Here is a 26,540-nt window from a genome sequence, read left to right as displayed (position 1 = left end):
AGACGCCCGGTGCCGAAGGTGGATGCCGTCGTCGACACCATGGCCGGGATTGATAAATCCCAGTCATGGCTGCATGCAATTTTCCCAGACTAATTGTTGATCCGCCCTTCATCTATCTAAGGGCTGCTGAATTGATCCCGCTCCGTTGGGGCTTTCGCGCCGGTTGAGGTCGGGCCGCTTCCGAACGGCAATCCCACAGGATTGCGCATCGTCATCGGACGTTCGGGATTTGAAGGCGACGCTTTGATACCACCCCGGCCGGAACTCGTCTCCCATTCCATTTTACTTCCGAAGGTGGACTGAAATTGTCGACGCATACTTCCGCCATGACGAGTACCGTCGAGACGCAGCCTGCCCATTGGGGCGGTGTGTTTGCGATGTCGCTCTGCGTCTTCGCGCTTATCGCTTCGGAATTCATGCCGGTCAGCCTGTTGACGCCGATTGCCTCTTCTTTCGAGGTGAGCAAGGGACAGGCAGGGCAGGCGATCGCAATTTCCGGGGCATTCGCCGTTTTGACCAGCCTCTGCATCTCCGCGGTGGCCGCCCATCTTGACCGCAAGCTCCTGCTGTTGGTCCTGACGGGCATCATGGCGATTTCGGGCACCATCGTCGCGATCGCGCCGAACTATGTCATCTTCATGATCGGACGGGCGCTCATTGGCGTCGTCATCGGCGGATTCTGGTCGCTGTCGGCATCCATCGCGATGCGCCTCGTACCGAAGCATCAGCTCCCCAGGGCCCTGGCGATCTTCAATGGCGGCAACGCGCTCGCCACGGTGATCGCTCCTCCCCTCGGGGCTTTTCTCGGCTCGATCATCGGTTGGCGCAGTGCATTTTTCTGCGTCGTCCCGGTCGCGGTTGCCGTCTTCCTGTGGCAGATGGTCAGCCTGCCTGCGATGCGGACCGAACGCCGTCCCGGCTCAGGCAATGTTTTCAAGCTGTTGAGACGGCCGGCGATCGCCATGGGCATGGCGTCGGTCGGGCTTTTCTTCATGGGCCAATTCGCGCTGTTTACCTATGTGCGGCCGTTCCTGGAGACGGTCACGCAGGTCGAGGTCTCCGCCCTGTCGCTCGTTCTGTTCGGAATGGGCATTGCCGGCGTCATCGGCACGGGCCTGATCGGTGCTGTCCTGAAGGAGCACAGGCTTTATCCGACGCTGATCGCCATTCCCGTGGTGATGGCCGCGATCGCCGTGATCCTGATCGCCTTCGGCCACAGCCTCGCCACCACCGCCGGCGTACTGGGCGTTTGGGGGCTGATCGGAACGGCCGCGCCGGTCGGCTGGTGGACCTGGCTGGCACGCTCGCTTCCACAGGATGCGGAAGCCGGCGGCGGGCTCATGGTGGCGGTGATCCAGTTTGCGATCACCTTGGGCGCGGTCATTGGAGGATTGCTGTTCGACTGGAGCGGCTATCAGACGACCTTCGCCGCCAGTGGGATGCTCTTGCTGACAACCGCCATCCTGACGGTCTTGGCCTCGCGCGCAAACGCCGTCTGATCCGGGTCCCATGAGCCGGTGCCCGGACACCGGCGTCCGGGCACCGGCGATGCTGCTCAGAGAGCCTCGGCGATGGCGCGTCCGACATCGGCCGTTGTCGCAGCACCGCCGATGTCGGGCGTACGCGGCCCTTCGACCAGCACGGTCTCGATGGCGCTCATGATCGCGTCATGAGCCGCTTTGAAGCCGGGATCACCGTTACCGAGGAAATCGAGCATCATCGCCCCGGACCAGATCATCGCAATCGGATTTGCGATTCCCTTCCCATAGATGTCGGGCGCCGAGCCATGCACCGGCTCGAAGAGAGAGGGAAAGCGGCGTTCCGGATTCAGGTTCGCCGATGGCGCGAGACCAATGGTGCCGGTGCAGGCCGGGCCGAGATCGGACAGGATGTCGCCAAACAGGTTGGAAGCGACGACCACGTCAAAGCGGTCCGGTTGCATCACAAATCGCGCCGAAAGAATGTCGATGTGCTGCTTGTCCCAGGCCACATCGGGATAGCTCCTGCCGATCTCGGCCACGCGCTCGTCCCAATAGGGCATGCTGATCGAAATGCCGTTCGATTTGGTAGCCGCAGTCAGCTTGCGTCGTGACCGGCGGCTGGCCAGTTCGAACGCGTATTTCAAGATCCGGTCGACGCCATGGCGGCTGAAGACCGCCTGCTGCATGACGACCTCACGCTCGGTCCCCTCGAAGGCCCGCCCGCCGATGGAGGAATACTCACCCTCGGTGTTTTCACGCACCACGAAGAAATCGATGTCCCCAGGCTTCCGGTTGACCAGCGGACAGGACACTCCCGGAAGGAGCTTCACCGGGCGCAAATTCACATACTGGTCGAAATCGCGCCGGAATTTCAGAAGAGAACCCCAGAGAGAGATGTGATCGGGCACCTTGTCCGGCCAGCCGACCGCGCCGAAATAAATCGCATCGAACTGGCTCAGTGTCTCGAACCAATCCTCCGGCATCATCATGCCATGTTCAAGATAATAGTCGCAGCTCGCCCAGTCGAAGCTGGTGAACTGAAGCGTCAGACCGAATTTTGAGGCTGCCGCCTCGACGGCTCTGAGCCCCTCAGGCAGCACCTCCTTACCGATCCCGTCGCCGGCAATCGCCGCGATCTTGTAAGTTCTGCTCATGGCTGATTCCTATATCTGTTCTACAGGCAGTGCATCGGGAGATGGAGGGTAGCTTAACGAACTTCGATAGATTAATGATCAGCCAAAGCATCAACCCATAGAACACGATTCATGAATAATCAGCCTTATCTTCAGGACTTGCGCGTCTTCTGCGTTGTCGTGCGCAGGTCGAGCTTCGTTGCGGCGGCGGAGGCCCTCGGCGCCTCGCCGGCCTATGTGACCAAGCGGGTCCAATCACTGGAGGAACGGCTCGGGGTGAAACTGCTCCATCGCAGCACCCGACGCATCGCCATCACGGAAGCCGGGGAGCGCGTTTATCAGAGGGCGCAGTCGATCCTCGACGAAGTCGATCATATGATGGAGGAGGTCTCCGTCGCGAAACACGCCCCCCGCGGGCTGATCCGCATCAACAGCAGTCTGGGATTCGGCCGCCTCCATGTGGCGCCGGCGCTTGCCCGCCTGGCGGAGCGCTATCCGGATCTTGAAATTCGCTTCGATGTTTCCGACAGGCTCGTCGACCTGACGGGCGAGGGCATCGATCTGGACATCCGCATCGGAAACGAGATCGCTCCGCACCTGATCGCGAGGCGACTCGCCTCCAATCGACGGATCCTTTGCGCCTCTCCCGCCTATCTGGAACGACGGGGAACGCCGAGGCACCTCGGCGATCTGGCCGGACATGATTGCCTCGTCATCAAGGAGCGGGATCATCCCTTCGGCGTCTGGAGACTGAGCGGACCGGAAGGAGAAACGCCGCTCCGCGTCACTGGGCGGCTGGCCTCCAACCACGGCGAAATCGTCCACCGCTGGGCCTTGGACGGTCATGGGATCATGCTCAGGTCGCTTTGGGACGTCAGGACCGCGCTCGCGGACAGAAAACTTGTCCAGGTTCTTTCCGGCCACAGTCAGCCGGCGGACATCTGGGCGGTATATCCGTCACGCCTGACGGCATCCGCCAAGCTTCGTGTCTGCGTCGAGTTCCTGGAACAGCATTTCCTGCGCGGGGAGTTGCCATCCTGACGAGGCGCGTCATCGAAAGCCGTGGGGAGGCGGTCTTGGAACCGCATCAACCGCCGACGGTGGACGGAAGCTTGGCCACCAGCGTATCGATCGCGAGCCGCAACCGCAGCGGCAGGTTCTGAACGTCCGGCCAGACGGCGTGGCAGTCTATCGGCGCGCCCGGCAGGCCGTCGAAGAGGGGGGCGAGGACCCCGGCTCGAATGCGGTCCCGCACCAGCCAGAAAGGAAGCCAGGCGATGCCCATTCCGGCCACGGCCGCGTCGGCGATCGCTTCGAGATCGTCGAAGCGCAGGCGCGAGGACGGCGTGAACTCCGTTAATCGGCCGTCCCCTGCGGCCAGAAGCCAGTGGTTGACGAAGTCGGCCCGCCCATAAACGAGCGCGTCATGATCGGCCAGAGCCTCAATCGACTGCGGCCGGCCGCGGATCGCCAGATAGCCCGGCGCGGCGCACAGAACCTTCCGTTGGGTGGCGAGACGCCGTGTCATCAGTCCACTTCCCGATCCCAGCGTGCCGCAGCGTACGGCGAGGTCGAAGCCTTCGCCGATGAGATCGACCGGCCGGTCGCTGAAACTCAGCTCAAGCTCCAGCTTCGGATGTTGCCTCGCCAACTCCACGAGGATCGGGGCGACGCAGTGACGGCCGAACAGCACCGGCATCGAAACGCGCAGGCGTCCGACCACCTCGCGCCGACCGGATTCGAGCAAGGTTTCGCCGGTGCGCAGTTCCTCCAGCGCCCTCAGGCAGCGTTCATAATAGAGCTGGCCGTCCTCGGTCAGGGACTGCGTCCGTGTCGTCCGGTGAAACAGCCGGACGCCCAGGCGGCCTTCAAGCCGTGCGATTGTCTTGCCCACGGCCGAACGTGACAGGGCCAGCCGCTCGGCCGCCCGCGCGAAGCCGCCCGCCTCCACCGTTTCGACGAAGACCGAAACGCCGTCCAGCCGGTCGCGCATCGTCATCTCCCTTTCGCTCGCCGCTCATCGCAGGCTCCTTCGATGCCAGCCTATCGAAACGAGGCTTAAGAAGTTGCCCCGCCCCGAAGGGCGGTGCGGCCATGGCCGCTGCCGTAAGGACTGGAACTTACTAGCGACTGCCGAGAACCAGTGGAGAATAGATTTCCGATGAGTGTCGCGCCAAGGTTTGCAATGCGCCGCTGTCCGATCCCCACGATTGATGAGAGTGAGTCATAAGCGCATGCGGATGCCGTGGTCTAATCGGTTGGGCCGACCTCCGCCATCTTCCGCTCAGCAACCACGATCCTCATTGGCGGGAGATACGTCCATGGTCTGCATCAGCATCATCATTGCCTCGGTCTGCGTGCTGCTGATCACCGGACACGGATTTGAGGCAGGAGGGTCTTTCACCGGCCGGAAGACGCGGGCCGATGTGGCCGAACGCCGTCGGACCGGGGAGGAGCTGATGGGGTGACGACGCTCTCGCGTCGTCAGTCGCGATGGCGCAGCGCCTCGACCAGAGTCACGAAAGCCGGTGAGGACTGACGCCGGCTGGGATAGTAGAGATAATAGCCGTCCCAATAGGGCGACCATCGTTCCAGGACATGCCTGAGCCGCCCGTCGTCGAGGTAGGGCCGGGCGATATCCTCCGGCATATAGGCAAGGCCGAAGCCGTCAACCGCCGCTTCCAGGACGGTGTGGATATTGTTGAAGGCGACCTGTCCGTTGACCCGGATCTTCAGGGCGCGGCCGTCCTCATCCTCGAAATCCCAGGCCCAGAAGCCACCATAGGTGGGCAGGCGTTCGTTGATGCAGACGTGGCGGACGAGATCCTGCGGGTGCAACGGTTCCGGATTGACCGCGAAATAGGACGATGCGCCAACCACGGCAAAGCGGATGTCCGGGCTGATCCGCGCCGAAATCATGTCCTTCGCCACCTGCTCGCCCATCCGGACACCGGCGTCGAACCGCTCCGTCACGATATCGGTCAGACCGTTGTCCTGAACCAGTTCGACCTTGATGTCCGGGAAGTTGGGCAGGATTTTCTTCAGCTTCGGCCACAGCACATGCCGGCTTGCATGGTCCGACGCCGTGATCCGGATGTTGCCCGCCGGCTTGTCGCGAAGCTCGCTCAGCGCGTCGATCTGGGCCTCGATCTCATCGAAATGCGGCGCGATGCCGTTGAGCAGGCGTTCGCCGGCTTCGGTCGGGGAGACGGCCCGCGTCGTGCGGGTGAGAAGACGGACGCCGAGCCGGGCTTCGAGCTGACGCACGGTGTGGCTCAGGGCCGATTGCGACAGCCCCAGTTTGGCGGCCGCCCTGGTGAAGCTGCGTTCCCGCGCCACGGCTATGAACGCCAGAAGGTCATTGACGTTCTCACGGGCCATTCATGAATCCTTCTTATATCGACATGCGGATTATACCGAATAATCGCATGGGGGGATATCAGGTAGATCTTTGCTGCCACACCTGCGCCGCCCGGCGCGCAGCCCGTTCCGGGCCGTTGCGAAGCGGGCGGGCAGGGTGAATCGAGACATCGCAGGGGAGCCCGAGACCATGAACCGAACCACCGGTCTGCCGCGCCGAACCATGATCGCGGCGGCGCTGGCCTGCGCGGCGGGATCGCGCCTCGCATTCGGCCAAACGGCGTCCGGTTCGGCAAACAGGGGGGAGGAGCCTGGTATGGGGGAGAAGACCGGCATGAGGATCCACTTCCGCTTCGGCACGCATGTGTTCACTGCGGTGCTCGAGGACAACCCGTCCAGTCGCGATTTGCTGTCGCTGCTGCCGGCTGACCTGACGATCGACGATTATTCCAGCAACGAGAAGATCGCCTATCTGCCGCGCAAGCTCACCGAGGCCGGCAGCGGCCCGTTCGGAAACGAGGCCGTCGGCGATCTCTGCTATTACGCTCCCTGGGGCAACCTCGCCTTTTTCTACGCGGGCTACCGCTACTCGCGCGGCCTGATCCGGCTGGGCCGGCTGGAAGGCGGGACGCAGCCGCTGCTGACCCGGGGCAAATTTCCGCTCCGGGCCGAAAGGCTGGGCTGATCGTTCCGATGCCGCGACCGGCGCAGCGACGAGCGGGTGCCGGTCGGGGCCATTCATGAGTTCCGCTTATAGCCCCATGCGATCGCAGCCCCTAATGCCGGGGCATGCGCTCCGGTACCATCGCCGCACTTCCGGCTTCCCTGGCCCCCCGGACGCAGGTCCGTGCGCGAACGGCTTTCCGCTCCGGCCATGGCGTCGGTGGCCGCCGAATGCCGCGCTCGGTCGCGACAGTCCGCCAGCCCCTTTACGCATCTCGAGGAGAGCCCCATGGAGTTGACCATCAACGGCTCCAGACATCAGGTGGATGTCGAGCCCGATACGCCGCTGCTTTGGGTCCTGCGCGACACGCTTGGAATGACCGGCACCAAATATGGCTGTGGTCTGGCGCAATGCGGCGCCTGCACCGTCCTGATCGACGGACAGGCGGTCCGTTCCTGCGTAACGCCGGTGGAAAGCGTCGGCGCCGCCGCGGTCACGACGATCGAGGCCGTCACCGAAACGCCGGTCGGCCGCAAGGTCGTCGAGGCCTGGGTCGACCGGCAGGTTCCGCAATGCGGCTACTGCCAGTCGGGGCAGGTCATGGCGGCGACCGCCCTGCTGATGCAGAACCCGCGGCCGACCGACGCCGACATCGCGGCGGCGATGGTGAACCTGTGCCGCTGCGGCACCTACAACGCGATTTCGGCCGCCGTGCGGCGGGCGGCGCAGGCATGAGGAACGGAGCGATGACCGACAGGACCGCGACCGATCTGACCGCCCTGGTCGCGGACTCCACGGCCCGCCGTTTCGGCAGGCCGGTGAATTTCTCCCGGCGGAGCTTCCTTGGGGCGGCAACCGGCGCGCTGGTGCTCGGCGTCGCCATGCCGGGCGCCCGGCGGGCGTGGGCGGGTGGGGCGGACGGGGCGGCACAGGGCGCCGCGGCGCCGGTCGTTCCCGGCACCCGGGTCCGTGCCTTCCTGGAAATCCGGCCGGACGGCACCGTGCTGTTCCGCAGCGCCTTCATCGAAGGCGGCCAGGGCATCTTCACCGCCATGGCGCAGATCGTCGGCGAGGAACTCGACGTCGACCCAGCCCGCTTCGTGGTGGAAGGCGCTCCCGCCGGCCCGGACTATCTGCTGACCGGCGGCGCCCGCTTCACCGGCGGCAGCATGTCGGTCCGCATGAGCTATGGCACCATGCGCAAGCTCGGCGCGTCGGCACGCCTGATGCTGCTTCAGGCGGCGGGCTCGCGTCTGGAGGTGCCGGTTTCGGAGCTTTCGACCGAGCCGGGACGGGTTCTGCACGCCGGGTCCGGCCGGAGCATCCCCTATGGCGACATCGCCGAGGCTGCCGCCGCACTGCCGGTGCCGCAGGATGTCGCGTTGCGGTCCCCCGCCGATTTCCGCTGGATCGGCAAGCCGGTCCCCCGCCTGGACGTGCGTGACAAATCGACCGGCAAAGCGAAGTTCGGCATCGACCTGACGGTCGAAGGCATGCTGTACGGCGCGGTCCAGCATGCCCGGCGGCTGGGCATGGAACCGAACCGGATCGCCAACGAGGCGCAGGTGCGCGGCATGCCCGGCGTCCATTCCATCCACCGTCTGCCCGGCGCGGTGGCGGTCCTGGCCGACAGTTGGTGGCGGGCCCGCCGTGCCGCCGAGGCTTTGCAGGTGACCTGGACGGAACCGGCGGCGGGCACGGCCCATGCCATGCCGGCGGATTTCTCCTCCGACGCGCGGATCGCGGCACTATCGGCGACGGAGGGGGAGGGCATCGCCTTCGAAACCGCCGGCGATGCGGCGGGCGCGCTGCGCGGTGCGGCGCGCGTCGTCGAGGCGACCTATCACGCGCCCTATGTGGTGCACGGCCAGCTGGAACCGCCATCGGCACTCGCCCGCTGGACGGACGACGGGTCGCTCGAACTCTGGGTGCCGAACCAGGCGCCGGAGATGTTCCAGGGCGCGGCGGCAAAGATCGCCGGGATCGCGCCGGAAAAGGTCATCATCCATTCGCCGATGCTCGGCGGCTTCTTCGGCCGGCATTTCCTCTATGGCACCGCCAACCCCTTCCCGCAGGCGATCCTGCTCTCGAAGGCCGTCGGCCGCCCAGTGAAGCTGATCTGGAGCCGCGAGGAGGAGTTCCTGCGCGACGCGCTGAGGCCGAATGGCGTCGCCCGCTTCCGCGCCGGCCTGGACGCCAACGGCCTGCCGGTGGCGCTGCATGCGGTCGCCGTTGGCGAAGGGCCGACGGGCCGTCTGTTCGGCCGCCAGCCCGACAAGGTGGACAGCTCCACCGTCGAGGGCATCGCTGGCAAGGCCTATGCGATCCCGAACCGCCGGATCGGCCAGATCCTCGTCGAGGATCCGGCGATCATCGGGTTCTGGCGCTCGGTCGGCCATTCGATGAACGACTTCTTTTACGAGACGTTCTTCGACGAGATGGCCGATGTCGGGAAGCAGGATCCGTTCGATCTGCGGCTGCGGCTGCTGGCCGACAATCCGCGCCTCACCACGTTGTTGAAGGCGGTGGCCGAGCTGTCGGGCGGCTGGCGGCGTGGCCCGTTCACCGCCGCCGACGGCAGCAGGCGCGCCCGTGGCGTCGCCATGGCCTCGCCCTTCGCCAGCGAGGTCGCCACCATCGCCGAAGTCTCCGTGCGGCGGGGGGAGGTCGCGGTCCATGATGTCTGGGTGGCGATCGATCCCGGCAGCATCGTGAATCCGGCCATCATCGAGGCGCAGGTCAATTCGGCGGTGGCGCTCGGCCTGTCGACCACGCTGGTCGAGGAGCTGGTGTACGAGAATGGCGTGCCGCGGGCGCGCAATTATGACGGCTATCCGATCCTGACGCCGGACCGGATGCCCAGGGTCCATGTGCGGATCGTCGAGAGCGGCGCGCCCATGGGCGGAATCGGCGAACCCGGCCTGCCGGGCGTGCCGCCGGCGGTGGCGAACGCCGTCGCCGCCCTGACCGGACAGCGGGTGCGCAGCCTGCCACTGTCGAGAACGCGGTTCAGCGACAACGCCTGATCCCGTTCCTCCTTGCCCCTGCCCATCCGCCGGCCCCGAGGGGCGTGGCGGTGGGGCAGGGGGATTTCCAACGACAAAGGTCGACCGACAGTGAAACGGCTTTCCGCAATTCTGGGGGGCGTGCTGGTTGCCGCCCTGGTCATTGCCCTGCTCATCGCCTGGTATGCGACCCGGATACCCGCCTCGCCGTTCGACGGCGTCACCGTGGCGGGGGCACCGGCGACGCCCGAGCGGGGCGAGTATGTCGCGCGTCTCGCCGACTGCGTCGCCTGCCACAGCACGGAACATGGCGCGCCCTTCGCGGGCGGCCTTGCCATGGGCTCACCGCTCGGCACCATCTTCAGCACCAACATCACCCCGGACAAGGACACCGGCATCGGCGGCTACACGCTGGCCCAGTTCGACAATGCGGTCCGGCGCGGTGTCGCTGCGGACGGGCGCCGCCTCTATCCGGCCATGCCCTTTCCCTCCTATGCCAAGATGAGCGACGAGGACATCCGGTCGCTCTACGATTACTTCATGAACCATGTCCGGCCGGCGCGGCAGGAGAACCGCCCCTCGACCATTCCGTGGCCGCTGAACATGCGCTGGCCGCTGGCCTATTGGAGCCTGCTGTTCGCGGATTCCGGCACCTACCGGCCCGATCCACAGCGGGATGCGCTGTGGAATCGCGGCGCCTACCTCGTCCAGGGGCCCGGACATTGCGGCAGTTGCCATACGCCGCGCGGCGTGGCGTTCCAGGAGGTGGCGCTCGATGGATGGAGTGACCGCTTCCTGTCCGGCGCCCCGCTCGACGGCTGGTATGCGCCGAGCCTGCGCGGTGACCCCAACACCGGGATTGGACGTTGGGTGGAAGAGGACATCGTCGCCTTCCTGCGCCGGGGCCGGAACCGTCACGGGGTTGTTTTCGGCTCGATGATGGAGGCGTTCAACAACTCCACGCAGTTCATGACCGACGAGGATCTGCGCGCCATCGCCCACTATCTGAAATCACTGCCGGGCAATCCCGCGCGTGACGGCGCGCCGTGGCGCTTCGATGGGGCGACGACGCTTCTGCTTTCGACCGGAACCGCGCCGGTCCAGCCGGGGGCCGCCACCTATCTGGCCCGCTGCGCCAGCTGCCATGGCCGGGATGGGCAGGGACGGGGCGAATGGATTCCGCCTCTCGCCGGTGCCAGCTCGCTGCTTTCGCCCGAAAGCGCCTCGGCGATCAACATCACCCTCAACGGTGCCGGGCGTGCCGTGGCGGATGGCGTTCCCGACTCCTACCGCATGCCTCCGCTGCGGGCGCATCTGTCCGACCGCGAGATCGCCGACGTCCTGACCTTCGTGCGCTCGGCCTGGGGCAACCGGGGAAGCGCCGTGACGCCGGAGCAGGTCCAGACGATGCGCGAGCATACCAATCCCGCCAGCGGCGAGGTGATCATCCTGCAAATGCGCTGACCGGATCCCCTATCACGCACCGGCCGGAACCGTGTCCGAGGACGGTTCCGGCCGGTGCGGGGCCGCCTTGGGAAACGGCGCTTGCCACGGCCGCGCCGAAGCTCCACCGTAGGACGGTTCGCGCCCGGCCGTCGGTCCAGCTGGCGTTCATCGCCCGTCCACAGTTCAGACGTTCGCGCTGTGGATGGCATCAATGACGGCTTCGGTCACCTCCCTGATCGTGGCGGTCCCGCCCACGTCGGGGGTGCGGATGCCGGCGCCGCACACACGTGCGACCGCACGCATCAGGCATTCGGACGCCTCCGCCTCGCCGAGGTGATCCAGCATCTGGGCCGCAGTCCAGAAGGAGGCCACCGGGTTGGCGATGCCCTTGCCGGTGATGTCGAAGGCAGAACCGTGGATCGGCTCGAACATCGATGGGAAGCGGCGCTCCGGATCGATGTTTCCGGTCGGCGCGACACCCAGGCTTCCGGCGAGCGCGCCGGCGAGGTCGGACAGGATGTCGGCATGCAGGTTGGTGGCGACGATGGTATCCAGGCTTTGCGGCTTCAGCGTCATGCGCACCGTCATGGCGTCGACCAGCATCTTGTCCCACGTGACGTCCGGGAACTCCTTCGCCACCTCGGCGGCGATCTCGTCCCACATGACCATGCCGTGGCGCTGGGCGTTGGATTTGGTCACCACCGTCAGCAGCTTGCGCGGCCGCGATCGCGCCAGCCTGAAGGCATAGCGCATGATGCGGGTCACGCCGACGCGGGTGAAGATCGCAACCTCGGTTCCCACCTCCTCGGGCAGCCCCCGGTGAGCGCGTCCGCCATTGCCGGAATACTCACCCTCGGAATTCTCGCGGACGATGACCCAGTCCAGGTCGCCCGGGTCGACATGGCGCAGCGGAGAGGTGATGCCGGGCAGGATCCTGGTCGGACGAACGTTGGCGTATTGGTCGAAGCCCTGGCAGATCGGCAGTCGCAGGCCCCACAGCGTGATGTGGTCCGGCACATCCGGCGCACCGACGGCACCGAAATAGATGGCGTCGAAGGCCTTCAGCGTCTCCAGCCCGTCCGCCGGCATCATGACGCCGTGCTTCTTGTAATAATCCGAGCCCCAGTCGAAGGTCCGGAATTTGAACTTCACGTCGCTGATCCGCTCCTGCAAAGCCTCCAGGACGGTGGTGCCGGCGGCGATGACTTCGGGGCCGATACCGTCGGCAGGGATGGTGGCGATGGCATATTCACGCATGGTTTGGATCTGCCTTGTGCTGAAGGTCGGGAGTTGAACGGGTGTCGGGCCGATGTCGGACCGCAGGATGGGCGGGCGCCGGCTGGATCGCGCCAGGGCCAGGGTGAGTGCGGCGGACGGGATCAGCAGGCCTCGGAGCACCGTGCCCGAGCAACCTGACGATCAAATGTGTATCGATGCGCCGGATATTGGGAAACAGCATGGTATTATACAAATAATTGGCATAATGCGCCGACGGGGGAGGGCCACGGCATGGATTTGCGCCAGCTGCGCTGTTTCGTTGCGGTGGCGGAGGAGCTGCATTTCGGACGAGCCGCCCAGCGGATCGGCATGCTGCCGTCGGCCCTGGGCCGTCACATCCGGATGCTGGAAGAGGATCTTGGAACGCGGCTGCTGACACGGACCACCCGGATCGTTGCCCTGACCGCCGACGGCGCGTGCCTGCTTGACGAGGCGCGCGCTCTGCTGCTCCAGGCCGATGAATTGTCCCGCCGTTTCCGGTCGCGCGGCCGGACACAGGCGGCAACGCTGCGGGTCGGCGCCATCGACAGTGCCGCGGCCGGACTGCTGCCTATGCTTCTCCATGATTTCCGCGAGCGGCACCCTCGGGTCGCTGTCCAGCTTGTCGAAGACAAGACCATCCGCCTGCTGCCCCGCCTGCTGTCGGGCCGGCTGGATCTCGTGTTCGTCCGTCCGCCGGAAAGCCCGGACAGAAGTCTGGAATTCCTGTTTCTGTTCCACGAGACGGTGGTGGTGGCCGTTCCCGCCGGCCACCCGCTGGCGGGACGGGACCGGGTGCGGATCGAGGATTTGGCCGACGAGCCCGTGATAGTTCCAGAGCGCCGTTCGCGCCCTCACAGCCACGATCTGACGATCAAGCTGTTCGCGGAAGCAGGGCTTCAGGCCCGCGTCGCCCAGATCGCCGAGGAGAAGCAGACGATCGTGAACCTGGTCAAGGCCGGGCTGGGCGTGGCGATCGTTCCGCGCTGGACCGCCGGCATGATGGCCGCTTCGGTCCGTTTCATTCCCTTGGAACCCCATGCTGCCAAAGGCGTCGACAAGCTGCCGCTGGCGGCGGCCTGGATCCGTGACTCGCGTGACGAGGTGCGCGATTCCATGCTCGCCACATTGCGCAAGCGATTGGTGTCATACGCCGAGCGGGCGTGAAGAGGACACAAAGCCGTCCCGATGGGTTGGTCTCGTCGGGTTCGCTCACCGGCGGGTTCGCTTACCGGCCCCCCAGCCCGAGGCCCCAGCGGCCGATGGCGGCTCCCGTTTCAATTGCGTCAGACGGCGAAGACATCCTTGGCGGCCAGGGCCGCTTTGACCGCAAGCCCCCAGCCGGCGTAGAAGGCGGTGTGGGCCAATGCTTCGCCGACCTCCTCCTTCTTCACTCCGTGCCGGATGGCCCGACCAAGATAAACCGGGAAGAACTCTGACTGGCCGAGCGCGGCGAGAGCCGCGACTGTGGCGATGGAGCGGTCGCGCGGCGTCAGCGCAGGGCGCAGCCAAACCTCGTGATAGAGAAGGTCGTCGGTGAAATGCTGGAGGGCCGGCGAGACCGGCGCCACAGTCTCGGCGATGAAGGCGGCGCGCATCGCCTCGTCCGGCAACGCCGCATCGACCGGAAGCAGATCCGGACCGATGGCGGGCAGCGCATCGCCGCCGATGCCGCGGGCGGCGAAGATGTCCTTCACGGCGGCGGCGGCACCGAAGGCAGACGGCCAGCCGGCGTAGAAGGCGAGATGGGTCAGCAGTTCAGAGATCTCGGAGGGATCGACGCCGCAGTCGAGCGCCTTGTTGAAATAATGGGGGTAGGCGAGTGTCGCGTTGCGCGACACGAGCGTGCTGAGCGTCACGATCGCGCGGTCGCGCATCGACAGGCCGGGACGATGCCACAGCTCATCGACGATCCGGTCTTGCGTGTAGGGGACGAGCACCGGGGAAACGGCGCTGAGCATCGCGAACAGGGGAGCGGTGTCGCTAGAATTCGGAGTGGTCATGATGTGGTGTTCCTTCCTTGAAACGGGAACCGCCTGCTCCCTGTGGTCCGGGCGGCACTCCGAACCTCCTGGACGGCGTCGACGGGAGCAGGCTTGGAGAGGGTTGCCGACCGCCTCGTCCACCCCTTGGGCGGAGCTGGGTTCCGGCCGGTGAAGCGCATCGCGCGACTTCAGCGTGGAAGCGACAGCATGGGCGTGGTGCCTGCCGTAATTGGAGGCCCTCAGGGCCGGAGCGTGGACAGATCGATGACGAAGCGGTACTTGACGTCGCTCTTCAGCAATCGCTCATAGGCGTCGTTGATGCGCTGGATCGGGATCACTTCGACATCCGAGACGATGCCGTTGACGCCGCAGAAATCGAGCATCTCCTGCGTATCCGGTATCCCGCCGATGAAGGATCCGGTCACGGCCTTGCGGCCGAAGACCAGCGCCCCGGCCGATACCGGCTTTGACAACACGCCCAGATAGCCGACCAGCACGAGCACCCCATCCACTGCCAGCGTGCCGAGATAGGGATTGATGTCATGGTCATAGGGCACGGTATCGATGATGATGTCGAAACGCCCGCCGACCGCCGCCATCTGCTCCGCCTCGCCCGACAGCACGATATGATCGGCCCCCAGACGGCGTGCGTCCTCTTCCTTGCCGGTCGACCGGGTGAACAGCGTGACCTCGGCCCCGAGCGCCTTGGCGAACTTGATCGCCATGTGGCCAAGACCGCCGAGACCAACGACCGCGACACGGCTGCCCTTGCCCGCCCCCCATTTGTGGAGCGGCTGCCAGGTGGTGATGCCGGCGCAGAGCAGCGGGGCGGCGCCGGCCGGATCGAGACCGTCGGGCAATCTCAGAACGAAATGCTCGGGAGCGACGATCCGATTGGAATAGCCGCCAAAGGTGGGCAGACCGTCATGGCGGTCGATGCCGTTGTAGGTGAAGGTCGGGCCATGGACGCAATGCTGCTCGACCCCATGTTCGCATGGCTCGCAGTGGCGGCATGTGTCGACTATGCAGCCGATGCCGACCGCGTCTCCGATCTTGAAGCGCGTCACCGCGCTGCCGACGGCGGTGACACGGCCGACGACTTCATGGCCGGGCACAACGGGATAGCGGGTGTAGCCGCCATGGTTGCGGGCGATATGCAGGTCGGTGTGGCAGACACCGCAATACAGGATCTCGACCACGACATCGTCGGGCCGGGCATCGCGCCGCTCGAAGTTGAACGGCGCCAGATCTTCCGTTGCCGATTGCGCGGCATAGCCGATGGCATCCATGTTCCGTCTCCCGCCCGGTCCGTCGTTCAGACCTTGCCCCTGACGAACTGCGCCGTGATTTCGGCGACCCGCTTGCCGAGATAGGCGGCGGTCTTGAGATCGCCCTCGCTGGGAGTGACGTCGGCCGGAGCGTCCGCGGAGAAGGCCATGGCGCCCAACCAGCTGCCGATGCGGTTCAGCTCCCCGTCGCTCTTGCCGGGGAACAGGTCCATCCCGACCCAGATCATGCCGTGCTGCGCGGCGAACAGCGCCATGGAGGTCAGCGAGTTGAGCTTGTCGCCATGCAGGGAACCGGAATTGGTGAAGCCGGCCGCGATCTTGTTCCGCCATTTCTGTGGGATCCACGCGGTACGGGTCGAGTCCTCCATGAAGCCCTTCAGGCGTGCGCTGATGAGGCCATTATAGGTGGGCGAGCCGAAGATGATGGCGTCGCTCGCTTCCAGCGCCGCCCAATCGACGCCGTCTGCGACGGCGATGAGCGCCGCAGTTGCGCCTTCGACCTCGTTCACGCCCTGGGCGACATGACTCGCCAGCTTGGCTGTGTGTCCATAGCCACTGTCATAAACAATCGCGATCTGCATGGAATTCGTCCTTTAGGGGGAAATGCCATCGGAAAAGCTCCCGTCCGTGGTGGGAAAGCCACGCGGAGGCATCCAGGCATTCTTCGATGCAGAGAGCCTAATGTAGATTTCACGACTTCATAGGCGATAAGAATTCCCATCCTTGTAGCGCCAAGAGAACCAATAGGGCTTGCATTCGGGAGCGGCTGCAAGGCGGGCGTCGGTGTGGATCTTGACGCGAGGACGGAGCCCCTTCCAAAGCGATGGCGATCAGACGACGCCTATCCCGATCAGGCGACGGGATACGCGCTGCGCAACTGGGCAACCCTGTCCGTCGCCGCCCCCAGCAAGAAGCCGAGGTCGGAACCGGTCGTCATGTAGCGGGCCCCCATCCGGACCAGTTCGTCGGCGAAATCGGGTTTGGCGGCAAGGCCGCCGATGCCAAGATGTTTGCGATATCCGCGGCATGCCTCCCAGATCCTGCGATAGGCCTCTCTGACCAGCGGGTGATCCGTTTGCCCCGGCACGCCGAGGTCGTTGGAAAGATCGTTCGCCCCGACATGGAGGATGTCGATTCCGTCCACGCCGGCGATTTCGTCGGCCCGTTCGACTCCCTTGGCGGATTCGATCATGGCCACCACCGTCGTTGCGGCGTTGATCGCTTGCATGGCGACTGGGGCCGACACGGAATTGAACCGCAGATGTGGGAGAGCCGATGAGAAGGACCGCTTTCCCTGGCCTGGATATTTCGCCGCCTGGACCACCGCGGCCGCTTCGGCCCGGGATTCGACATGCGGCACGATGATGCCCAGTGCCCCTCCATCGAGAATGCGCGCGATCAGAGAGGGATCCATGCTGGGAACCCGGACGAACGGAGCGATCCCAACCGCAAGGCAGGCCATGCAAATCTGGCTGGTCGTATCGAGCGAGAAGGTGCAATGCTCCAGGTCGACGTAGATTGAATCGACCCCGGCCGTCTTCGCCACCGATGCGATCTCCACACCCCTGACGAGCCTGACAGTCATCGACAATGCCAGTTCATCCCTATCGAGCCTAGCTCTGACCGCGTTGGCAAGCAATCCTCCGACATCCATTACACGAACTCCGGTTTGATCGATTTGAGCCCAATCGGCCCGCGGGAAATTTCCAGGAGACCTGGGGGTTGGCTTTTGGCCGCGGCTGGCGGGAAGGCGAGGAACCTCCGGCCGCCGCTTCGCCTCGGCCTTACGGCATTTCCGCGCGAAGATCGGGAACGAGATGCCTGCCGCGGAGCGAGAGGATCAGGTTCACGATAATGACGACCGCGATCAGGCCGAGAAGAGTTGCGGAGATCGGGCGCTCGATGAAGGTCGTGAAGCTTCCCCGGCTGATGACCATGGCGCGACGGAAGTTCTCTTCCAGCATCGGGCCGAGCACGAACCCAAGCATCAGCGGGGCGGGATCCAGATGCAGGCGCATCAGAACATAACCGATCAGGCCGAAGGCGGCGGTCACGAGCACATCGTCCAGATTGTTGTTAACGCTGAACGACCCGATGCAGCAGAAGAAAAGAATGGACGGGAACAACACATTGTAAGGGATTTTGAAGACGGACAGCCACAGCCGGACAAGCGGAACATTGAGGATCACAAGGAAGCAGTTGCCGATCCACATGCTCGCCACGAGGCCCCAGAACAGATCCGGATGCTTTTCGATCATACCCGGGCCCGGCTGGATCCCCTTCAGGATGAAGGCCGCCATCATCAGCGCCATGACGGCATTTTCAGGGATGCCGATGCTCATCAGCGGAATGAAGCTTGTGCGGGCGGCAGCTTCGTCCGCCGCTGCTTGCCCTGCGACCCCTTCGATGGCGCCCGATCCGATCTCATCCTTGTATTTGCTCACCTTCTTGTCGATGCCATAGGCGGCGAACTGTGCGATCACCGGGCCGCCGCCGGGCAGGATGCCCAGTATCGACCCCAGGACGCTGCCGCGGAGTGCACTTGGGATGATGCGTTTGAACTCCGGCCATGTCGGCATCAGCTTGATCTTGCCGCTGAATGGCGTGTGCTCGTTCTTGGCGTCGATGTTCTTGACGATCTCCGCAATGCCGAAACAGCCGAGCGCCACACTGACGACGTTCACGCCTTCGTATAGAACGGGAAGATCGAAGGTGAAGCGCTGAATTCCTGTCTCAAGATCGGTGCCGATCTGTCCGAAGATCACACCGAGCATGCACATCATCAGGCCGTTCAACAGGCTTCCGGTCGTCACGAAGCTGACGCAGAAGAAGCCGAGCAGCATCAGGGCGCAGTAATCCGCAGGGCCGAAGAAAAACGCGATCTTGCCGAGCGAGGGAGCGAAGCATGCGAGCACGACAAGCGCGAAGGTGCCGCCGATGAAGCTGGAGATGCCGGCGGTGAAGAGGGCGAGGCCGGTTTTTCCCTTGAGCGTCATCTTATAGCCGTCGATGCAGGCCACGATGCTGGTGGCATGGGGAATCTTCATGGTGATCGCGCTGACGCTGTCGCCATACTGTGCACCGTAATAGATGCCCGCAAGCATGATCAGCGCGCCGCTCATCGGGATCGAATAGGTCAGCGGCAGAAGCAGACTGATCGTGGCGAGCGGGCCCAACCCCGGAAGCAGGCCGACGAGCGTGCCGATGACGCATCCGGCCGCGCAGAAAAGCAGGTTTTCGATCGTCAGTGCGTGTTCGAACCCGAAGGCGAGGTTTTGCAGGAGATCCATCAGATCAGCCCCAGATGAAGACCGAGAATTTCTTGGAAGGCCAGAGCGACAATGGCGAGGCCGATGGCGATCTGAAGATTGCGTTTCCAGGAGTATGTCGCGGCGACCGAACCGGCGATGAAGACCATCACGAAAATGCCGAGAAGCGCATTCACGAAGTGGGAGCTGACCACAAAGCCGATCAAGCTCGACAAGAGCAATCCGATGTTCTTGACGTTGAACGAGAATGGGACGGCTTTCAGGAACCGTGATTGCAAAACGGAAATCGATGCCAGGACAAGCAAAATGCCGCTCACAATAAGTGGAAACATCCCTGGTCCGGCATGAGCCAAATCGCCGATGGGGTATTGGATTGCATTGGCGATGACAAAAAGGGCTATTGCAATCATGCAAAGCCCACGCATCAGGTTCGTATCAACCATCTCATACCCTCATCTGTAGACATTCCAGCCGTTCCCAATGTGGACTTATCGTGTGCGCTCCACCCGAGGGGGTATGGCCTTCGCGCAAACCATCATTGGACGGCCAGGGTTTCACGTTTGTTTGTTAAGCGATCAATCGCATGGAGGCCATATCTAATGATGGGCCAGAGCGAAGGGATATAACATCATCATATAGCTCAATTATTGATGATGCTGAAAATCAGCGAATATTAATGTATTCAATGACCGGCACGGGACGCTTCGATCTTGACTGACACAATCAAAATACCAGCAAGCCATGGAGGGTTGGCATGACATCACGGCGGAATTTTATGCTTGGTGCGTCTGCGCTGAGTCTTGCGGGATTCACACGGGTTTCATTGGCGCAGGCACAGGCGAACTATCCAAGCCGTGTCGTCAAGATCGTGGTGGCCAACCCGCCGGGCGGCGATGACGATACATTGTCGCGCTTTATCTCGGAAGCCATCGGCCCCGGCCTGGGGCAAACCGTGATCGTCGAGAACCGTGGTGGTGCTGCGACCACGATCGGATCGATGGCGGTCGCTCTTTCCGCGCCCGACGGCTACACGCTGCTGTGCCTTCATTCGGCCGCCCTGGTTCAGACTGTCCTGCGCGAGAATTTGAAGTACGGCATGAAAAGTTTCACCCCGATCATCAAGATCGGCGGCTACCCGATGGCTCTGGTGGTTCCCGCCTCATCCAGCATCATGTCGGTCGACGACATCAAGACAGTCGCGACGAAGTCGGACGGCATCACCTTTGCAAGCGCCGGTGCCGGAACCATGGCCCATCTAACCGCTGTCAGGTTCCTGAAGGCGATCGGCGGCCGCGGTCTTCACGTCACCTACAAGAACAACCCGGAAGGCATGCAGTCCCTGATCGGTGGCTACACGCAGATGATGTTCCCGTCCGCGCGGGAGGCGGCCAATCTCCGTGGTGAAGGGCTGCTGCGCGTTCTTGCCGTCACATCGCCGGAACGGTCCAAGAATCTGCCGGACGTTCCAACCATGCGGGAACTCGGTTTCCCCGACATCGACTCCCAGCTCTGGTACAGCTTCGCCGCGCCGGCAGGCACCCCGGCGGCGATCGTCTCGCGCTTGGCCGACCTCATCAGCTACGCTGTCCAAACCCCAACCTTCAAGGAGCGTTTTCAGCCCCTCGCTTTTCAGTGGGATGTTCGAACCGGTGACGACCTTTCCCGTTTCCTGACGAGCGAAGCGGAGAGATGGAAAGGCGTCATTGTCGAGAATAACATCCGCTTCACGGACTGAGCCGCGCTGGGCCGTGCCTTCACGAGGGCCGGCTCACGGGGGATGGACGCCGGGTTCGGACAGTCGGACTGTCCGAACCCGATGCGGAAAAAAATGTAAGGACAGTCCGCCGGGTCAATTGAGCGAGCCCTTTCAAAAGGTTTCGGCGATGGCCCGTCCGACTTCGGCCGTTGTCGCGCAGCTGCCGATGGTCTGGGGTTCGCGCACGGAAATTTGCGTTGCCGCTGCCTGCAGGAGCAGGGCGTGGTTGCCAATGGATTCGATCGGGCCCTCATAATAGGCCCGTCATATTGTGAAATCGCCAGTTATGTCTAACCGGCTTCGGAAGAAGCCGGTTAGGCGCCGAGAACATCCTCAATCGAGTTTGATGCCGAGGCTTCGGATGAGCTGCGGCCAATACTCCTTATCCTGCTGCCAGCGTCTCGCGAATGTTTCTGGATCGCTCTGCGGCAGTTCAAGGCCAAGTTGATCGTAACGCAGCCTGATGCCGGGATCCGACAAGGCGGCGGTCAATCCATGGGACAGGGAGGCCACGACCGCATCGGGGGTCTTGCGCGGAACGATCACGCCCTGCCAAGCGCCTGCGGAAAAGCCGGGAACGCCCTGTTCGGACATGGTCGGCACATCCGGCAGAGCGGCGAGACGCGTCTTGGAGAAAACCGCCAGGGGGCGGAGAAGCCCGCCTTTGATGGCTTCTGACGCGGTCGTATAATCGATGATGATGCTCTGCACCACGGAAGCCAGCGCATCTGTCAGCGCAGGGGCCATGCCGCGGTAGGGAATGTGGGTGAGTCGGATGTCGGCGTCGCGCACAAACCGTTCCATGGCGAGATGGAGCGGGCTGCCAAGGCCCGGACTGGCATAGGTGATCGGTTCCTTGGCGACTTTTGCGGCGGCTACGAACTCCGCGCCGGTTTTGAACGACGAGTTGACGCCGACAGCGAGAACCAGATTGATGCCGGCGTAGAGCCCGACCGGGCGAAAGTCCCGATCCGGATCGTATTTCAGATCCTTGTAGAGGACGGGATTGTTGATCAGCGTCCCGTTGTCGGCGCCCATGACGGTCAGACCATCCGGTGCGGCAGCGGCGAGCACCCCCGCCGCGATGGCGCTTCCCGCTCCTGGGCGGTTGTCGACGATCACCGTCTGACCGATGCTTTTCGACAGGCCGGTGCTGAGCATGCGCGCCAAGGTGTCCGTTGATCCGCCCGGCGGATAGCCGACGATCCAGCGCACCGGCTTCTCGGTAAGGGCCGCCTGTGCGGCGGTCGGAACCAGAGGCAAGGCGGCACCGGCCGCGATGACCTGGCGTCTGGTCAGTTTGAGGGTCATGTGCGTCCTCCCATCCCTTCGTTTGGTTTATTGTCAGCACTTGGCTGGAGCGACCGATCCCTTCAGGCGGGAACGCGCTGGTGATCGAAAACGAACTTTTTCCAACGGTTGATCGTGTAGGTTTTAAAGATCCCATTCAGGAAAAAGGGATCATTCTCGATATAATTCACGGCCTTCTCACGTGTTTCCACGTCAAGGATAATCAAACCGCCGTTTGGGAAATCGTCATCGTCGGGAAAATAACCACCGCTTGCGATGATCCGATGGGCGTTGGCAGCCACATATTCGACATGGATCTGACGGATTTGGCGCTTTCTTTCGAGAACGCCGGGAGCGTCGAAGAATGAAATCACATATGGCATGCCAGGATCTCCTGCTCACTTGGAAGGTGTTCGCGAGCTGATTGTCTCGGGAAATCAGCGGCTCCCAACCGGGTCTCTGCCAACGGGCATCGGCACGTCGGTTTTGCTGTTCGGATCGCCGACAATACGGGGCCGGACCGGCCGCCCTGGCAATCGCTTCGTAAGACACCATTCATCCGGGGAGGCGATCGGTCAATTTCGGGTTCACGCCCAGAACTTTCACATATAGCTTCAGGCTATAGCATGGAGTTATGGAGACTTGTAATTTCCCAGCTTTTCGGAAGCGTTGAGGCAACGAGCTCTTGATGAGAGCGCCTGCATTTCCTCTCAAACCCGCCGTTCCGTCGATGGGTATAAGTTTGGGTTACTCTGGCAATCCGCTTCGGGTGCGGAATATTTGCCGCGAATGCATTATCCGACATATATATGGCGACGCCATCGCGCATCGCGCAAAGAAGACGGGTAAATATTGAGGGGAATATTGGCGCTAACGGCGCCAATACATTGTTCTCGTCTTCTTGTTGCAGTAAAGACCCGGTTCTGCAAATGTTCGTGACCACACCTCAACAGCCGGGTCATGCGTTCTTTTCCGGCGCGGCCCGATGGACGGCAGCTGTCCACAAGATCCCGAATAGGAGCATCAGAAAGTGTCGGAAGCAAAGCCCGCGACCGAGGCCGCCCGCCCGGACCGCAGTCCCACAGGCCGGTTGAAGGGACGCCGCATCGTCATAACCGGGGCCGGTTCCGGGATCGGTGCCCGCACTGCGCGACTGTTTGCCGACGAAGGCGCGTCACTTGCGCTGCTCGACTGCAATGCCGAGGGTCTGGCGGCGATGGCAGCCGCAACGGGCGGCCAAGCGTTCGCGGCCGATGTGACCGACGATGCGGCGATTGCCAGGACGGTGGAGCAAGCCGCGGCCGCCCTGGGGGGAATCGACGGAGTCGTGAATGCGGCCGGCATCTTCCTGCGCGCCCCGGTCTCCGATGTGTCGGTGCAGCGGTGGCGCCACGTTCTGGAGGTCAACCTGACAGGAACCTATTCGGTGATCCGCAGTTGCCTGCCTTGGTTGAAACAGGCGCCGGGGGCCACCATCGTGACCATCGCCTCCGCCCAGGGCTTGCTGCCGAACGCCCCTGAGCATACCGCCTACGCGGCCTCCAAGGGCGGCGTTGTCGCCCTCAGCCGGGCGCTGGCGGCTGAACTGGCGCCGGAAATCCGTGTGAACTGCATTTGCCCCGGCATGGTCGATACCCCGATGGCCACGGGATCGGCAGCCTTCGTCGGCAATTATGCATTGCGCCGCATGGCCGATCCGCTGGAGATCGCGTTTGCCGTCCTGTTTTTGACCAGCCCGGACTCATCCTACATGACGGGTGCCGCGGTCGCAGTGGATGGCGGACGTTCGTTTCATTGAACGTCTCTTGTATCCCCCGCCCGTCGTGACGGGCGGGGGGGCTCGCTCCGTCTCCGCCGAGGATCCGCAGCGGCCGATCACCGGCAGCATCGTCATCAGGTATGAGGCCGGCAAGGCGGCGTTGTCACAAATCGTCGGCGCTGCCGCCGGTGTTCGGGGGATCCGTTGCCAGGCTTGCCGAAGCGAGCTTGAGACCGGCATTCGCGACGGCCTCCACCAACTCCTTGCTGGTCTGGCTCAGCGGGGCCTCGTCTCGGTAGATCACCGCGATGTCGCGGTGGAACAGCGGACCGTTGAAGTTGAAGGGGCGGAGTTTGCCGGCATGGACGTCGGCGTCGACCGCCGAGCCGGGCAGCATGGCCAGACTGTCACTGCCCGCGACGATGGACTTCAGGAAGTTGACCGATCCGCATTCCGTCAGGCTGGCCGGCATGCCCACTTGCTCTTGCGCGAGCAGTTTCTCCAATAAGGACCGCTGCCGGCCGATCATCTGGATAACCCACGGATATCGGGCGAGATCGCCGAGGGTGACGTCGTCCCTCTCGAACGCCGGATGCCCCGGCCGTCCCAGCACATAGAGACGGTCGCGGAACAGAACCCGCTGCCGCAGCCCTTCCATGAAGCCGTACCATTCGGTCTGGGCGATGATGAAATCCAGTTCGCCGCGGACGAGGCTGATCAAAAGCTCGAGCTGGATTTTCTCGATGACCCGAAGCGTCGGACCGGGATGCCGGGTCCGCCACCGGCAGACCGCACTGGGAATGATGTTGGCGATCAGGCTCGGCAGCGTGCCGACGACGACCATGTCGTCGGGCTGGTGCTCGTGCGTGGCGACGCGCCGCTCGGCGAGGGTCAGTTCCTCGCGGATCAGCCGGGCATGGGCATAGAGGATATCGCCGGCCGGGGTCGGGGAAACCCCGCTCGGGCCACGGTCGAGCAACCGCTCGCCGAGGCTGCGCTCGAAGCGGTCCATCGAGGTCGAGAGCGCCGGCTGGGAAATGTTGAGATGCTTAGCCGCCTTCTTGAAGCTTCCGTGCTCGACCACGGTCGCGAAGTAGAGCAGCTTGCGCGGATCCAACGCCCGATTCCTCCAATCATATGTCCTCATCAATTCTAACCCGGAATTTGAGCGGCGCGAATGCGCAGTTGGGGTTGTTGGCGCCATCCGCCGGGACCGCCGGCTTCAAACGGGATGCACGGACGATCGATCCTCGGCCTTCTGACGAGGACGGCCCGGGCGGATCGCTTCTCGACATCCGCCCGGGCCGCCCCGACAAGACAGCGATTGCTGGATGGTCCGCTATTGCTGGACGAAGGGGTTGGCCGCCTTCCCGGAAGACGCGTTCAGCATGATGCTCTTGGTTTCGAGGAACTCGCCGATCGCCTCGATCCCGCTCTCCCGCCCCAGACCGGACCGCTTCATGCCGCCGGACGGCAGTGTGAAGCTGTAGGAGCGATAGGTGTTGACCCAGACGGTTCCCGCCTTGATCGCCTTCGACAGGCGGATCGCCCGCCCGATGTCCGAGGTCCAGACGCCGGCCGCCAGACCATAGATCACATCGTTGCCGATCCGGATCGCCTCCTCCTCGCTGTCGAAGCCGATGATCGAGAGGATCGGACCGAACACCTCCTCCTGGGCGATGCGCATATCGTTGGTGACGTCGGTGAAGATCGTCGGCTCGACGAACTGCCCGCCTATCAGGCCCGGACCCGATGCCGGCCGGCCTCCCAGGATGCAGCGGGCGCCGCTTGCCGCCGCGATCTCCAGATAATCCAGAACCTTGCGATATTGCGGGGCGGTCGCGATGGGACCGACATCGGTCTCCGGCGCCATCGGGTCGCCGAGACGGATCGAGCCCGCCAGCGCCACCAGCCGTTCGGTGAACGCCTCGCGGATCGAATTCTCCACCAGCAGCCGCGATCCGGCCGTGCACATCTGGCCCGCCGCACCGAAGATGCCCGACACCGCTCCGGCCGCGGCGGCGTCGAGGTCGGCATCGGCGAAGACGATGTTGGGCGACTTGCCGCCGAGTTCCATCGTCACCCGCTTCATGGAGCGTGCCGCGGTTTCGTAGATGCGAGCCCCTGTCGCGTCCGAGCCGGTGAAGCTGATCTTCGCCACGTCGGGGTGGTCGACCAATGCGGCGCCGATCTCGTGCCCATAGCCGGTGACGACGTTGAACACGCCCGGCGGCAGCCCGGTTTCCTGCAGAAGGGCCGCGAACTCCAGCGTGCTCGCCGATGCGAACTCCGACGGCTTCACCACCACCGCACAGCCGGCGGCCAGCGCCGGCGCACACTTCATGGCGACGAACATCAGCGGGGAGTTCCAGGCGGTCAACGCCAGGACGACGCCGACCGGCTCACGAAGCGTCAAGGCAAGGACATCGGGCTTTTCGACGGGAACGACGCTTCCCTCGATCTTGTCGGCCAACCCGCCGTAATAGTACCAGTATTCCGCGATGGCGCCGAGCTGCCCCCGCATTTCCGCCAGCAGCTTGCCGTTGTCGCGGACCTCGACCCGGGCCAGCCGCTCGGCGTTGGCGAGAACCGCGTCGCCGATCCTGCGGAGGATCTTCCCCCGCTCGGTCGCCGACATCGACGCCCATGGCCCCGCCGCCATCGCCGATTTGGCGGCTGCCACCGCGAGATCGGCATCCCGGCCGGTGCCGCGGGGAATCCGGGCCCAGGCTTCGCCGCGATACGGATCGATGCTGTCGATCCACTCCCCTCCGGCCGGGTCGACGAAGCTGCCGGCGATGTGAAGTCGATAATCCTGCATGAGCCTTTCCATTCCGTCCGGGCGT

The 26,540-nt window shown here is 64.0% G+C and carries 24 protein-coding genes; 10 read left to right on the top strand and 14 right to left on the bottom strand.

What is annotated here, in order from left to right; genetic code table 11:
- Positions 1–326 precede the first annotated feature (326 nt).
- On the top strand, positions 327–1,499 hold the full coding sequence (locus tag E6C72_RS18005; protein WP_109085716.1) for an MFS transporter: 1,173 nt from the start codon (positions 327–329) through the stop codon (positions 1,497–1,499).
- 56 nt (positions 1,500–1,555) lie between these two features.
- On the opposite strand, the gene E6C72_RS18000 is transcribed toward E6C72_RS18005, so the two are convergent.
- Positions 1,556–2,635, bottom strand: a complete 1,080-nt coding sequence (locus tag E6C72_RS18000; protein WP_109085717.1) for a tartrate dehydrogenase — start codon at positions 2,633–2,635, stop codon at positions 1,556–1,558.
- A 111-nt stretch (positions 2,636–2,746) separates the two neighbouring features.
- Here E6C72_RS18000 and E6C72_RS17995 point away from each other — a divergent pair, with 111 nt between their 5' ends.
- Entirely contained in the window at positions 2,747–3,655 is a 909-nt protein-coding gene (locus tag E6C72_RS17995) for a LysR substrate-binding domain-containing protein (protein WP_109085718.1), read from the top strand.
- A 46-nt stretch (positions 3,656–3,701) separates the two neighbouring features.
- On the opposite strand, the gene E6C72_RS17990 is transcribed toward E6C72_RS17995, so the two are convergent.
- A complete protein-coding gene (locus E6C72_RS17990) occupies positions 3,702–4,613 on the bottom strand; it encodes a LysR family transcriptional regulator (RefSeq protein WP_247875699.1) in 912 nt (303 codons plus the stop codon).
- A 322-nt stretch (positions 4,614–4,935) separates the two neighbouring features.
- On the opposite strand from E6C72_RS17990, the gene E6C72_RS31810 reads away from it, so the two are divergent.
- Entirely contained in the window at positions 4,936–5,082 is a 147-nt protein-coding gene (locus tag E6C72_RS31810) for a hypothetical protein (RefSeq protein WP_158280160.1), read from the top strand.
- A gap of 16 nt (positions 5,083–5,098) precedes the next feature.
- Here the strand turns inward: E6C72_RS31810 and E6C72_RS17985 are convergent, their stop codons facing one another.
- Complete coding sequence (locus E6C72_RS17985; RefSeq protein ID WP_109085719.1) at positions 5,099–5,995, bottom strand: LysR family transcriptional regulator; 897 nt, start codon at positions 5,993–5,995, stop codon at positions 5,099–5,101.
- Positions 5,996–6,164: 169 nt separating this feature from the next.
- Here E6C72_RS17985 and E6C72_RS17980 point away from each other — a divergent pair, with 169 nt between their 5' ends.
- The 4 genes from E6C72_RS17980 (at position 6,165) to E6C72_RS17965 (ending at position 11,107) form a co-directional block, all read left to right on the top strand.
- Positions 6,165–6,659 (top strand): cyclophilin-like fold protein, encoded by a 495-nt coding sequence (locus E6C72_RS17980; protein ID WP_169055239.1) that lies wholly within the window; start codon positions 6,165–6,167, stop codon positions 6,657–6,659.
- 267 nt (positions 6,660–6,926) lie between these two features.
- Positions 6,927–7,373 (top strand): (2Fe-2S)-binding protein, encoded by a 447-nt coding sequence (locus E6C72_RS17975; RefSeq protein ID WP_109085720.1) that lies wholly within the window; start codon positions 6,927–6,929, stop codon positions 7,371–7,373.
- A gap of 11 nt (positions 7,374–7,384) precedes the next feature.
- Positions 7,385–9,664 carry a xanthine dehydrogenase family protein molybdopterin-binding subunit gene (locus E6C72_RS17970; RefSeq protein WP_109085721.1) on the top strand — a complete coding sequence of 760 codons (2,280 nt, stop codon included), beginning with the start codon at positions 7,385–7,387 and terminating at the stop codon, positions 9,662–9,664.
- A 90-nt stretch (positions 9,665–9,754) separates the two neighbouring features.
- Positions 9,755–11,107, top strand: a complete 1,353-nt coding sequence (locus tag E6C72_RS17965) for a cytochrome c (RefSeq protein ID WP_109085722.1) — start codon at positions 9,755–9,757, stop codon at positions 11,105–11,107.
- A 165-nt stretch (positions 11,108–11,272) separates the two neighbouring features.
- On the opposite strand, the gene E6C72_RS17960 is transcribed toward E6C72_RS17965, so the two are convergent.
- The gene (locus E6C72_RS17960) at positions 11,273–12,346 is read right to left on the bottom strand and encodes a tartrate dehydrogenase (RefSeq protein WP_109085723.1); all 1,074 of its coding nucleotides are present in this window, start codon (positions 12,344–12,346) and stop codon (positions 11,273–11,275) included.
- A gap of 252 nt (positions 12,347–12,598) precedes the next feature.
- Here E6C72_RS17960 and E6C72_RS17955 point away from each other — a divergent pair, with 252 nt between their 5' ends.
- Complete coding sequence (locus tag E6C72_RS17955; protein ID WP_109085724.1) at positions 12,599–13,513, top strand: LysR family transcriptional regulator; 915 nt, start codon at positions 12,599–12,601, stop codon at positions 13,511–13,513.
- 119 nt (positions 13,514–13,632) lie between these two features.
- Here the strand turns inward: E6C72_RS17955 and E6C72_RS17950 are convergent, their stop codons facing one another.
- The 6 genes from E6C72_RS17950 to E6C72_RS17925 all read right to left on the bottom strand — a co-directional run bounded on the left by E6C72_RS17950 (position 13,633) and on the right by E6C72_RS17925 (position 19,332).
- Positions 13,633–14,349, bottom strand: coding sequence for a carboxymuconolactone decarboxylase family protein (locus E6C72_RS17950; RefSeq protein ID WP_109085725.1), 717 nt, complete (start codon positions 14,347–14,349; stop codon positions 13,633–13,635).
- Between the two features lie 221 nt (positions 14,350–14,570).
- Positions 14,571–15,620 carry an NAD(P)-dependent alcohol dehydrogenase gene (locus tag E6C72_RS17945; protein WP_109085726.1) on the bottom strand — a complete coding sequence of 350 codons (1,050 nt, stop codon included), beginning with the start codon at positions 15,618–15,620 and terminating at the stop codon, positions 14,571–14,573.
- Positions 15,621–15,646: 26 nt separating this feature from the next.
- Positions 15,647–16,201: a flavodoxin family protein gene (locus tag E6C72_RS17940; RefSeq protein ID WP_109085727.1), complete on the bottom strand. Its 555-nt coding sequence runs from the start codon at positions 16,199–16,201 to the stop codon at positions 15,647–15,649.
- A 269-nt stretch (positions 16,202–16,470) separates the two neighbouring features.
- The gene (locus E6C72_RS17935; RefSeq protein ID WP_211100500.1) at positions 16,471–17,166 is read right to left on the bottom strand and encodes an HpcH/HpaI aldolase/citrate lyase family protein; all 696 of its coding nucleotides are present in this window, start codon (positions 17,164–17,166) and stop codon (positions 16,471–16,473) included.
- A gap of 238 nt (positions 17,167–17,404) precedes the next feature.
- Positions 17,405–18,910 carry a tripartite tricarboxylate transporter permease gene (locus E6C72_RS17930; protein ID WP_109085729.1) on the bottom strand — a complete coding sequence of 502 codons (1,506 nt, stop codon included), beginning with the start codon at positions 18,908–18,910 and terminating at the stop codon, positions 17,405–17,407.
- Complete coding sequence (locus E6C72_RS17925) at positions 18,910–19,332, bottom strand: tripartite tricarboxylate transporter TctB family protein (RefSeq protein ID WP_199228741.1); 423 nt, start codon at positions 19,330–19,332, stop codon at positions 18,910–18,912. The genes E6C72_RS17930 and E6C72_RS17925 overlap by 1 nt, the downstream gene beginning before the upstream one ends.
- A gap of 311 nt (positions 19,333–19,643) precedes the next feature.
- Here E6C72_RS17925 and E6C72_RS17920 point away from each other — a divergent pair, with 311 nt between their 5' ends.
- Positions 19,644–20,624, top strand: coding sequence for a tripartite tricarboxylate transporter substrate binding protein (locus E6C72_RS17920; RefSeq protein ID WP_109085730.1), 981 nt, complete (start codon positions 19,644–19,646; stop codon positions 20,622–20,624).
- Between the two features lie 354 nt (positions 20,625–20,978).
- Here the strand turns inward: E6C72_RS17920 and E6C72_RS17915 are convergent, their stop codons facing one another.
- Together E6C72_RS17915 and E6C72_RS17910 are read right to left on the bottom strand one after the other, a co-directional pair.
- Positions 20,979–21,956, bottom strand: coding sequence for a tripartite tricarboxylate transporter substrate binding protein (locus tag E6C72_RS17915; protein ID WP_109085731.1), 978 nt, complete (start codon positions 21,954–21,956; stop codon positions 20,979–20,981).
- 62 nt (positions 21,957–22,018) lie between these two features.
- Entirely contained in the window at positions 22,019–22,318 is a 300-nt protein-coding gene (locus tag E6C72_RS17910; RefSeq protein ID WP_109085732.1) for a YciI family protein, read from the bottom strand.
- Positions 22,319–22,965: 647 nt separating this feature from the next.
- Between E6C72_RS17910 and E6C72_RS17905 the strand changes: the two genes are divergently transcribed.
- The gene (locus E6C72_RS17905) at positions 22,966–23,733 is read left to right on the top strand and encodes an SDR family NAD(P)-dependent oxidoreductase (protein ID WP_109085733.1); all 768 of its coding nucleotides are present in this window, start codon (positions 22,966–22,968) and stop codon (positions 23,731–23,733) included.
- Positions 23,734–23,857: 124 nt separating this feature from the next.
- On the opposite strand, the gene E6C72_RS17900 is transcribed toward E6C72_RS17905, so the two are convergent.
- Positions 23,858–24,811, bottom strand: a complete 954-nt coding sequence (locus E6C72_RS17900; protein WP_158280161.1) for a LysR family transcriptional regulator — start codon at positions 24,809–24,811, stop codon at positions 23,858–23,860.
- Between the two features lie 222 nt (positions 24,812–25,033).
- Positions 25,034–26,515, bottom strand: coding sequence for an aldehyde dehydrogenase (locus tag E6C72_RS17895; protein ID WP_109085735.1), 1,482 nt, complete (start codon positions 26,513–26,515; stop codon positions 25,034–25,036).
- Between the last annotated feature and the right edge of the window lie 25 nt (positions 26,516–26,540).

The sequence above is a fragment of the Azospirillum sp. TSH100 genome, assembly GCF_004923295.1.
In the GTDB taxonomy this organism is placed as follows: Bacteria; Pseudomonadota; Alphaproteobacteria; order Azospirillales; family Azospirillaceae; genus Azospirillum.
Note: the sequence above shows the minus strand (reverse complement) of the source record. Positions and strands in the feature narration are given on the sequence as shown.

Bases quoted from the DNA above. Each gene is read 5' to 3' on its own strand.
- E6C72_RS18005 (WP_109085716.1), top strand. From the start codon at position 327: ATGACGAGTACCGTCGAGACGCAGCCTGCCCATTGGGGCGGTGTGTTT.
- E6C72_RS18000 (WP_109085717.1), bottom strand. From the start codon at position 2,635: ATGAGCAGAACTTACAAGATCGCGGCGATTGCCGGCGACGGGATCGGT.
- E6C72_RS17995 (WP_109085718.1), top strand. From the start codon at position 2,747: ATGAATAATCAGCCTTATCTTCAGGACTTGCGCGTCTTCTGCGTTGTC.
- E6C72_RS17990 (WP_247875699.1), bottom strand. From the start codon at position 4,613: ATGACGATGCGCGACCGGCTGGACGGCGTTTCGGTCTTCGTCGAAACG.
- E6C72_RS31810 (WP_158280160.1), top strand. From the start codon at position 4,936: ATGGTCTGCATCAGCATCATCATTGCCTCGGTCTGCGTGCTGCTGATC.
- E6C72_RS17985 (WP_109085719.1), bottom strand. From the start codon at position 5,995: ATGGCCCGTGAGAACGTCAATGACCTTCTGGCGTTCATAGCCGTGGCG.
- E6C72_RS17980 (WP_169055239.1), top strand. From the start codon at position 6,165: ATGAACCGAACCACCGGTCTGCCGCGCCGAACCATGATCGCGGCGGCG.
- E6C72_RS17975 (WP_109085720.1), top strand. From the start codon at position 6,927: ATGGAGTTGACCATCAACGGCTCCAGACATCAGGTGGATGTCGAGCCC.
- E6C72_RS17970 (WP_109085721.1), top strand. From the start codon at position 7,385: ATGACCGACAGGACCGCGACCGATCTGACCGCCCTGGTCGCGGACTCC.
- E6C72_RS17960 (WP_109085723.1), bottom strand. From the start codon at position 12,346: ATGCGTGAATATGCCATCGCCACCATCCCTGCCGACGGTATCGGCCCC.
- E6C72_RS17955 (WP_109085724.1), top strand. From the start codon at position 12,599: ATGGATTTGCGCCAGCTGCGCTGTTTCGTTGCGGTGGCGGAGGAGCTG.
- E6C72_RS17950 (WP_109085725.1), bottom strand. From the start codon at position 14,349: ATGACCACTCCGAATTCTAGCGACACCGCTCCCCTGTTCGCGATGCTC.
- E6C72_RS17945 (WP_109085726.1), bottom strand. From the start codon at position 15,620: ATGGATGCCATCGGCTATGCCGCGCAATCGGCAACGGAAGATCTGGCG.
- E6C72_RS17940 (WP_109085727.1), bottom strand. From the start codon at position 16,201: ATGCAGATCGCGATTGTTTATGACAGTGGCTATGGACACACAGCCAAG.
- E6C72_RS17930 (WP_109085729.1), bottom strand. From the start codon at position 18,910: ATGGATCTCCTGCAAAACCTCGCCTTCGGGTTCGAACACGCACTGACG.
- E6C72_RS17925 (WP_199228741.1), bottom strand. From the start codon at position 19,332: ATGGTTGATACGAACCTGATGCGTGGGCTTTGCATGATTGCAATAGCC.
- E6C72_RS17920 (WP_109085730.1), top strand. From the start codon at position 19,644: ATGACATCACGGCGGAATTTTATGCTTGGTGCGTCTGCGCTGAGTCTT.
- E6C72_RS17915 (WP_109085731.1), bottom strand. From the start codon at position 21,956: ATGACCCTCAAACTGACCAGACGCCAGGTCATCGCGGCCGGTGCCGCC.
- E6C72_RS17910 (WP_109085732.1), bottom strand. From the start codon at position 22,318: ATGCCATATGTGATTTCATTCTTCGACGCTCCCGGCGTTCTCGAAAGA.
- E6C72_RS17895 (WP_109085735.1), bottom strand. From the start codon at position 26,515: ATGCAGGATTATCGACTTCACATCGCCGGCAGCTTCGTCGACCCGGCC.